Source organism: Caecibacter sp. AF58-12pH5A (assembly GCF_027681725.1).
Lineage (GTDB): Bacteria > Bacillota > Negativicutes > Veillonellales > Megasphaeraceae > Megasphaera > Megasphaera hominis.
Genome location: NZ_JAQDBC010000059.1, coordinates 1 through 6,959 on the forward strand (window position 1 = coordinate 1; position 6,959 = coordinate 6,959).

General features: G+C 46.4%; 7 protein-coding genes. 5 read left to right on the forward strand and 2 right to left on the reverse strand.

Features of this window, described 5'->3' with window-relative positions:
* Positions 1-630: 630 nt before the first annotated feature.
* Positions 631-1,926 (forward strand): phosphopyruvate hydratase, encoded by a 1,296-nt coding sequence (eno, locus tag PGX44_RS13465; RefSeq protein WP_498855773.1) that lies wholly within the window; start codon positions 631-633, stop codon positions 1,924-1,926.
* A 56-nt stretch (positions 1,927-1,982) separates the two neighbouring features.
* Here the strand turns inward: eno and PGX44_RS13470 are convergent, their stop codons facing one another.
* Both PGX44_RS13470 and PGX44_RS13475 read right to left on the reverse strand, forming a co-directional pair.
* Entirely contained in the window at positions 1,983-3,482 is a 1,500-nt protein-coding gene (locus PGX44_RS13470; RefSeq protein WP_498855774.1) for a sensor histidine kinase, read from the reverse strand.
* Positions 3,466-4,149: a response regulator transcription factor gene (locus PGX44_RS13475; protein ID WP_498855775.1), complete on the reverse strand. Its 684-nt coding sequence runs from the start codon at positions 4,147-4,149 to the stop codon at positions 3,466-3,468. Before PGX44_RS13475 ends, PGX44_RS13470 begins: the two co-directional genes overlap by 17 nt.
* 515 nt (positions 4,150-4,664) lie before the next feature.
* Between PGX44_RS13475 and fdxA the strand changes: the two genes are divergently transcribed.
* The 4 genes from fdxA (at position 4,665) to pyrR (ending at position 6,918) form a co-directional block, all read left to right on the forward strand.
* Positions 4,665-4,829 carry a 4Fe-4S ferredoxin gene (gene fdxA / locus PGX44_RS13480; RefSeq protein WP_186501958.1) on the forward strand — a complete coding sequence of 55 codons (165 nt, stop codon included), beginning with the start codon at positions 4,665-4,667 and terminating at the stop codon, positions 4,827-4,829.
* A gap of 166 nt (positions 4,830-4,995) precedes the next feature.
* Entirely contained in the window at positions 4,996-5,439 is a 444-nt protein-coding gene (gene lspA / locus PGX44_RS13485; protein ID WP_498855776.1) for a signal peptidase II, read from the forward strand.
* Position 5,440: 1 nt separating this feature from the next.
* Positions 5,441-6,358 (forward strand): RluA family pseudouridine synthase, encoded by a 918-nt coding sequence (locus tag PGX44_RS13490; RefSeq protein ID WP_498855777.1) that lies wholly within the window; start codon positions 5,441-5,443, stop codon positions 6,356-6,358.
* An 11-nt stretch (positions 6,359-6,369) separates the two neighbouring features.
* Positions 6,370-6,918 carry a bifunctional pyr operon transcriptional regulator/uracil phosphoribosyltransferase PyrR gene (gene pyrR / locus PGX44_RS13495; protein WP_498855778.1) on the forward strand — a complete coding sequence of 183 codons (549 nt, stop codon included), beginning with the start codon at positions 6,370-6,372 and terminating at the stop codon, positions 6,916-6,918.
* Positions 6,919-6,959: the final 41 nt, after the last annotated feature.

A 6,959-nucleotide genomic window follows, 5' to 3' on the forward strand; every position in this document is an offset into this window, starting at 1 on the left:
GGCATTGCGGTTCCAGTGCGTATCCCCAATCATGATACGCACTGGAAGGGGACAGTGATTCATCTGCGCGTTCAGCAGATGAATCGAAAGGGGTGCATTAGAAACCAATCACACAACAAGTGTGCCCGCACTAGCACCGATAAAATCGGTGCTCCTTTTTCGTAATCAGCGGCGGTCCAGAGCTGCCCCCCTTGGGGGCGCAATGCCCCTGTGTGGGCATTGCGGTTCCAGTGCGTATCCCCGATCATGATACGCACTGGAAGGGGACAGTGACTTATCTGCGCGTTCAGCAGATGTATCGAAAGGGGTTCATTGGAAGAAAAAAAATATTCAAAATAAAATGAACCCCTTCAGACCTGAATGCTTCGCATCCGGCCCAGCTCCCTTACGGGGGCGCCCATTTAAACACCGAGAAACCGGTGCTTTTTTTCGTATTCACCGGGGCGAGTCCAATAAGCTGCCTGGTACTTCGTTATTCATTTTTTATTTTTATCAAATAATCGTTATGTTCAGCAATTTACTATACTATACCTAAACTGTGTTGTATAATATAGACAAATCCATACGTTCATATGTATAGATCGATTCTATTGACTTCAATAATTAAGCATGTATAAAGGGGGTTTTCTTATGAAAGATAATCGTATTGAACAGGTTATTGGCCGTGAAATTCTCGATTCCCGCGGTAATCCGACGGTTCAGGCTGATGTTATTTTGACAGATGGTACAGTTGGTCGTGGTTCTTCACCTAGCGGTGCGTCGACGGGTCAGTTTGAAGCTTTGGAATTACGCGATAAAGATACTGCCCGTTATGGTGGCAAAGGCGTCGTTCATGCTGTACATAACGTCAATACGACGCTGCGTGAAGCTGTAAAGGGTCTTTCTCCATACGATATTTTTGCTGTTGATCAGGCCATGCTGAAGGCTGACGGTACGAAAGATAAATCGAATCTCGGCGCTAATGCTATTTTGGCTGTTTCCTTGGCGGCTGCTGACGCAGCTGCAAAGTCGCTCGGCCAGCCGCTGTATCGTTTTATTGGCGGAATCAATGGCAATCAGCTGCCTGTACCGATGATGAATATTTTGAATGGCGGCGCCCATGCGTCTAATACAGTAGATGTACAGGAATTCATGATTATGCCTGCCGGTGCTACGTCTTTCCGTGAAGGGCTGCGTTGGTGCTCGGAAGTATATCATTCTCTGGCAGCTCTCTTAAAAATGCATGGCCTTACGACTTCCGTTGGCGATGAAGGCGGTTTTGCACCGAACCTTGCCAGTGATGAAGAAGCAATCCAATATATTATCCGTGCCATAGAAGCGGCCGGCTATCGTCCGGGAACAGATTTTGTCCTCGCCTTGGATGCTGCCGCCAGCGAATGGAAAGGGGCTAAGACAGGGGAATATGTTTTGCCTAAGAGTGGTCAGAAATACACGTCGGCAGAACTGATTGCTCATTGGAAGAAATTGGTCCAGGCGTATCCTATCTATTCTATTGAAGATGGCTTGGATGAAGAGGATTGGGAAGGCTGGGCACAGCTCACCAAGGAATTAGGTGATAAGGTACAGCTCGTCGGTGATGACCTCTTTGTTACTAATACGGAACGGCTGGCTAAAGGTATTGCCCAGGGCTGCGGCAACGCAATCCTCATTAAGCTGAACCAGATTGGCTCCCTCTCAGAAACACTGGAAGCTATCAAACTGGCTCATCGCAATGGCTATCGTACGATCATTTCCCATCGTTCCGGCGAAACGGAAGATTCCTTCATCGCTGATTTGGCTGTCGCTATTAATGCCGGCCAGATTAAATCGGGTGCGCCGAACCGCAGTGAACGTGTAGCAAAATACAACCGCTTGCTGCAAATTGAAGAAGGGTTGGGCGATGGTGCTATTTATCCGGGCTTCCTGACCTTTGCCCAGAAACATTGATCGCTGTTGTATAATAAATCCCTGCAGCTGCTACGGCAGAACTGCAGGGATTTTTGTTACGTCATACGCATATGGTCGTCCATACGTACCAGGTCGTTGCTTTCCTGTGGGTGTTCTTTCTTTTGATAGTAACGGGGCAGAATCGCAGTTACGGTTGTCCCCTCATGGAGTTTGCTTTCCAATTCCAGTCTGGCATTATTGCCCTTGGCAATATATTTGGCAATGGCCAGGCCGAGGCCGGAACCACCTGTATCTTTTGTACGTGACGAATCGACGCGATAAAAACGTTCGAATACGCGGGCTAATTCTTCTTCGGGAATGCCGATTCCTGTATCCCGCACTTTGAAACAGACCTCGTCTGCCGTCGCTTCACAGGACAGATAGATGGACCCGCCAGCAGGGGTATACTTTAGGGCGTTGTCAATAAAGATACGCAGCATTTGCTTAATACTACCTTCTTCTGCATAGATGGATACAGCGTCATTACGCTGTATCACTATTTTTCGTCCGTCAGCAATGAGTAAAACACCTGTATAGACTTCTTCCAGTATATTGGCTGAATTGAGCTCGGCAAAATGTTCTTCCAGCGTACCTGTGGACGAACGGGCGAAGAAGAGCAAGCGTTCAATGAGCTGCTGCATGTAATCCGTTTCTGATTTTATGGCACTAATGCTTTCGTCTAAGACTTCCGGGTTGTTCTTTCCCCAACAGTCGAGGAGATTGATGTAACCGCTGATGACTGTAAGAGGGGTGCGCAGTTCGTGTGACGCATTACTGATAAATTGCTGTTGCTGCTTATAGCCATATTCAATGCGATCCAGAGCCTGGTTGATGGACTGGCTCAGATTCTGAATTTCTTTATTTTTTTTTGCCGCTTCCGGAATGATAATACGCTGGTTCAGCTTGTTTACTTCAATCCCCTTTAATGTCTCATTAATAAGCGATAGAGGTGCCAATGATTTACGTGTAAGGTACATACCGGAAATGACCGTTAAAATCAGGCTGAGAAGTACAGACGCTACCAGTTGTTTGGAAAGCAGGGAAATGAAGGTGTTTTCCTTATCGGGAACACGGGAAAAGCGAAGATAATAGGTCTTATTATCCCGGCTTTTCCATTTTTTATAGTATACGAACATGCCAGTTTCGCTGCCCGTTATAGTTTCCGGCAGAGAAATCGCATTGTCGCTGCGGATGGCATCGTCGATATAACGATCACTGAGGTTTTTGATGGAGTGGGCCGGACCATTATCGAGAAGCAGTCTGCCGGCGGCATCGTATACTTGTAAATTGACGAAGGGCTGCAGATTCGAACGCGTAAAGACAGCGGAATCGATACTTCCCGAAGCATTCAGATACTCTAAGGTCGAATCGGCACTGCTATAGAGGTCCTGCTCTATAGAACGCTCCATAATATAATGCACACTGGTTACAGTAATCAGTGAGACGATCAATAAGATGATAAAGACAATAAAGGAATAGAGCAGTACCATTTTAGCAAAGAGGGGCAGTGTCAGAAGAGAAATCTGTTTTATTTTGTTTTTAATCTTTTGCCGCATAGCCTACCCCGCGTATGGTATAAATATATTTTTTTTTCTGTGTCTGGCCGATTTTGCCGCGAATATAGCGGATGTATACATCGACGACGTTCGTATCTCCGGCATAATCGTAGCCCCACACTTCTTCCAAAATCCGTTCCCGCGTGAGGACGATATTTTTATTCCGGATGAGATACGTTAGAAGTTCGAATTCTTTTTTTGTCAGCATCAGTTTTTTTCCGTTTACGACAACTTCATGACGGTCAATATACAAAGTCATATCCTTGAGCTGTAACGTGTCTTCCGAAGCTTCTCCTGTATTGTGATCCCGCAGAAGAACGCGGATACGGGCTAATAGCTCCCGGCTATTGAAGGGTTTGGTAAGATAATCATTGGCGCCCATATCCAGGCCTTTTACCTTTGTTTCTACGTCATCCTTGGCAGATAAAAACATGATGGGCACATTAGAAAATCTTCGCGTTTGCTGACAAAGTGAGAGTCCATCTGTATCGGGCAACATAATATCCAAAAGGATTAAATCAAAGTGTTCCTGGCCAATCCGGTCCATGGCAGCCGTGCCATTATATTCTTTGGTACATTCATAGCCGGCATGCTCTAATTCCATTTCCAGGAAACGGGCAATTTGTTTCTCATCTTCTACAATTAAGATATGAGATTTACGATTCATAGTAGTTAGACCTCCCGTAACGGTAGAAAGCAAAATGAGTCTTACTTCCTAACACTATATGTATTATACATTATATATATGATTTTTTGTATATCCAGACTCTCTTATTTTCTGCCGGGGACGGGTGTGTCCATATAAAATTCGCATATGACAAACAATTGTATAGCTAGAGAAAACATAAGATTAAAATTAATCTAATTTTAATCTTGGCTTATTTACTTTTAATGAAAACCTGATATCATAGTATATGTAGAATGATTCTACGAAATGTTAAAGATATAAGTTGTTCATATACCCCTCGAACACCCCTATCTTATATCTTTGACCATAGGGTATCGTCTTCCCCCGATGATACTTTGCGAAAAGAACCGACTCCCCTCGTCGGTTCTTTTTTTGTAAGAAAGGGCGTAAAACTGCACTATCAGAGTGTTGATTGACATTTTAAATGTTTCGTGTAATAATGATGAAGACAAGGGGAAATTAATTCTCCATGGACTTTATTGGAGGTGAAAAACATGCACGTAATTTCCGATGAATGCGTAAAATGCGGTTCCTGCGCTGGCACTTGCCCGACAGGCGCTATTGAAGAAGGCGAAACGAAGTACGTTGTTACTGACGCCTGCATCGACTGCGGTTCTTGCGAATCCGTATGTCCGACTGGTGCCATTTCCGCTGAATAAGCATAATGGTCACGTACAAAAAGGGAGACATTTTGGTGTCTCCTTTTTTTGTTGTGGAATTTGAATTTATCCCTTTTCTATGATAGGATAAAGGCGTTACCATTACTGGTACGTGAACGGGTGCGCAAGTTGTTTCGTATGTGTGAACAGGATTGAGGAGGTATTTGTGCAGGTTTTAGGTATAGCCTTGTTGATTACGCTGCTGGATCAGGGGAGTAAGTTTCTGATACGGCAATATATGTTGCTCCATGAGTCTATTCCGGTTTTGCCAGGATTTTTTCATATCACATATATCCTGAATAAAGGGGCTGCCTTTGGCATCCTGGAAAACCAGCGCTGGATTTTCCTGGCTATTGCAGCATTATTATTTGGGACTTGTTTTTTCTTTCGCCATAAACTGCCCCGGAGCCTGGTGGCCCAGGCTGGAATCGGACTGCTCCTGGGCGGTGCCCTGGGGAATGCCCTGGATCGGTTTTGGCGCGGTGCCGTAACGGATTTCTTTGATTTCCGTATTTGGCCCGTTTTTAATATTGCAGATATTGGTATCGTAACAGGCGTTGCCCTCTTGTTATGGTATTGCTGGACACATAATTCGGATGAGCGGAGGTAGTATGGAAACACGTCTGTTAGAAGCGGAAGCATCGGATACGGGTAAACGGTTTGATGCATATTTGGCGCAGGAGCTGGAGTTATCCCGGGCCTTTGCCAAACAGTTAATTGAAGAAGCAAACGCTGTGGTGAATGAACGGCCTGTGAAACCCAATTATCGTCTGAAGGAAGGCGACCAGATTCGCGCAGAACTGACGGCTCAGGAAGAATTGCGCGCCGTGCCTGAAGACATTCCTTTGGATATTTTATATGAAGATAAAGACATTATCGTCATCAATAAACCGCGGGGCATGGTAGTGCATCCGGCACCGGGAAATCCTGATGGCACACTGGTCAATGCTCTTCTTTACCATTGCCGCGGTGAGTTATCCGGCATAAACGGTGTTATCCGGCCGGGGATTGTACACCGCCTGGATAAAGATACGTCCGGCGTCATGGTAGCTGCAAAGACCGATGAAGCCCATCATGGTCTGGCAGCGCAGATCAAAGCCCATACAGCGCACCGGACGTACTGGGCGTTAGTACACGGTAATATCGTTGAAGACCGGGGCATCGTCGATGCGCCGTTAGGACGCCATCCGAAGGATCGTATCAAGATGGCTGTCGTCGCTAAAGGTGGCCGGGAAGCAGTAACGCATTTTCACGTCTTGAAGCGCTACGGCGACCTGACCTGGGTAGAATGTAAGCTGGAAACAGGCCGTACGCACCAAATACGCGTTCATATGGCTTACATTCAGCATCCGGTCGTGAACGACCCCCTCTATGGCTATAAGAAGGACCATTTCCCCATCGAAGGGCAAGCCCTCCATTCCCATAGCCTGGATTTGGTTCATCCTGTGACGGGCGAAAATATGCATTTTGAAGCACCGGCACCGGCTGATTTTTTGGCTTGCCTCGAACGGGCGGCCCAGAGAAAATGAGGTAACGTGTCATGTGGAAAATAAAAACCATCTTAATGGATGACAAGGCCATGAGCCGTGCCATCAGACGGATTGCCCATGAAATTATTGAACGGAATAAGGGACTCGATAATACAGTCCTCGTCGGTATCCACACGCGGGGCGTGCCCCTGGCAAAACGGTTGGCTGCAGAGCTGGCCGCCATTGAAAGCACGCCTGTGCCAGTCTATGATCTGGATATTTCGGCCTATCGTGATGATCAGCGCCAAAACAGTATTAATACGATTACGAGCGGCCAGCATCGTTTTTCTGCTGATGGCAAGACAGTCATTCTCGTAGATGATGTCTTGTTTACCGGCCGGACCGTACGGGCAGCCTTAAATGCCATTATGGAACTGGGCCGGCCACACTATATCAAATTGGCCGTATTGGTAGACCGGGGACATCGGGAATTACCGATCCGGGCCGATTATGTAGGTAAAAATGTACCGACCTCACGGGCCGAGGATATTTCCGTGCAGCTGCAGGAAGTAGATGGCTGCAGTCAGGTCGTTTTACGTCAGAAAGGGGCTGTGAAATAACGCCCCTATAAAAACGAATGAGGATCACTGGCTCGAAAGAG

Coding starts and splice junctions, on each gene's coding strand:
- eno (WP_498855773.1), top strand. CDS start 631: ATGAAAGATAATCGTATTGAACAGGTTATTGGCCGTGAAATTCTCGAT.
- PGX44_RS13470 (WP_498855774.1), bottom strand. CDS start 3,482: ATGCGGCAAAAGATTAAAAACAAAATAAAACAGATTTCTCTTCTGACA.
- PGX44_RS13475 (WP_498855775.1), bottom strand. CDS start 4,149: ATGAATCGTAAATCTCATATCTTAATTGTAGAAGATGAGAAACAAATT.
- fdxA (WP_186501958.1), top strand. CDS start 4,665: ATGCACGTAATTTCCGATGAATGCGTAAAATGCGGTTCCTGCGCTGGC.
- PGX44_RS13490 (WP_498855777.1), top strand. CDS start 5,441: ATGGAAACACGTCTGTTAGAAGCGGAAGCATCGGATACGGGTAAACGG.
- pyrR (WP_498855778.1), top strand. CDS start 6,370: ATGTGGAAAATAAAAACCATCTTAATGGATGACAAGGCCATGAGCCGT.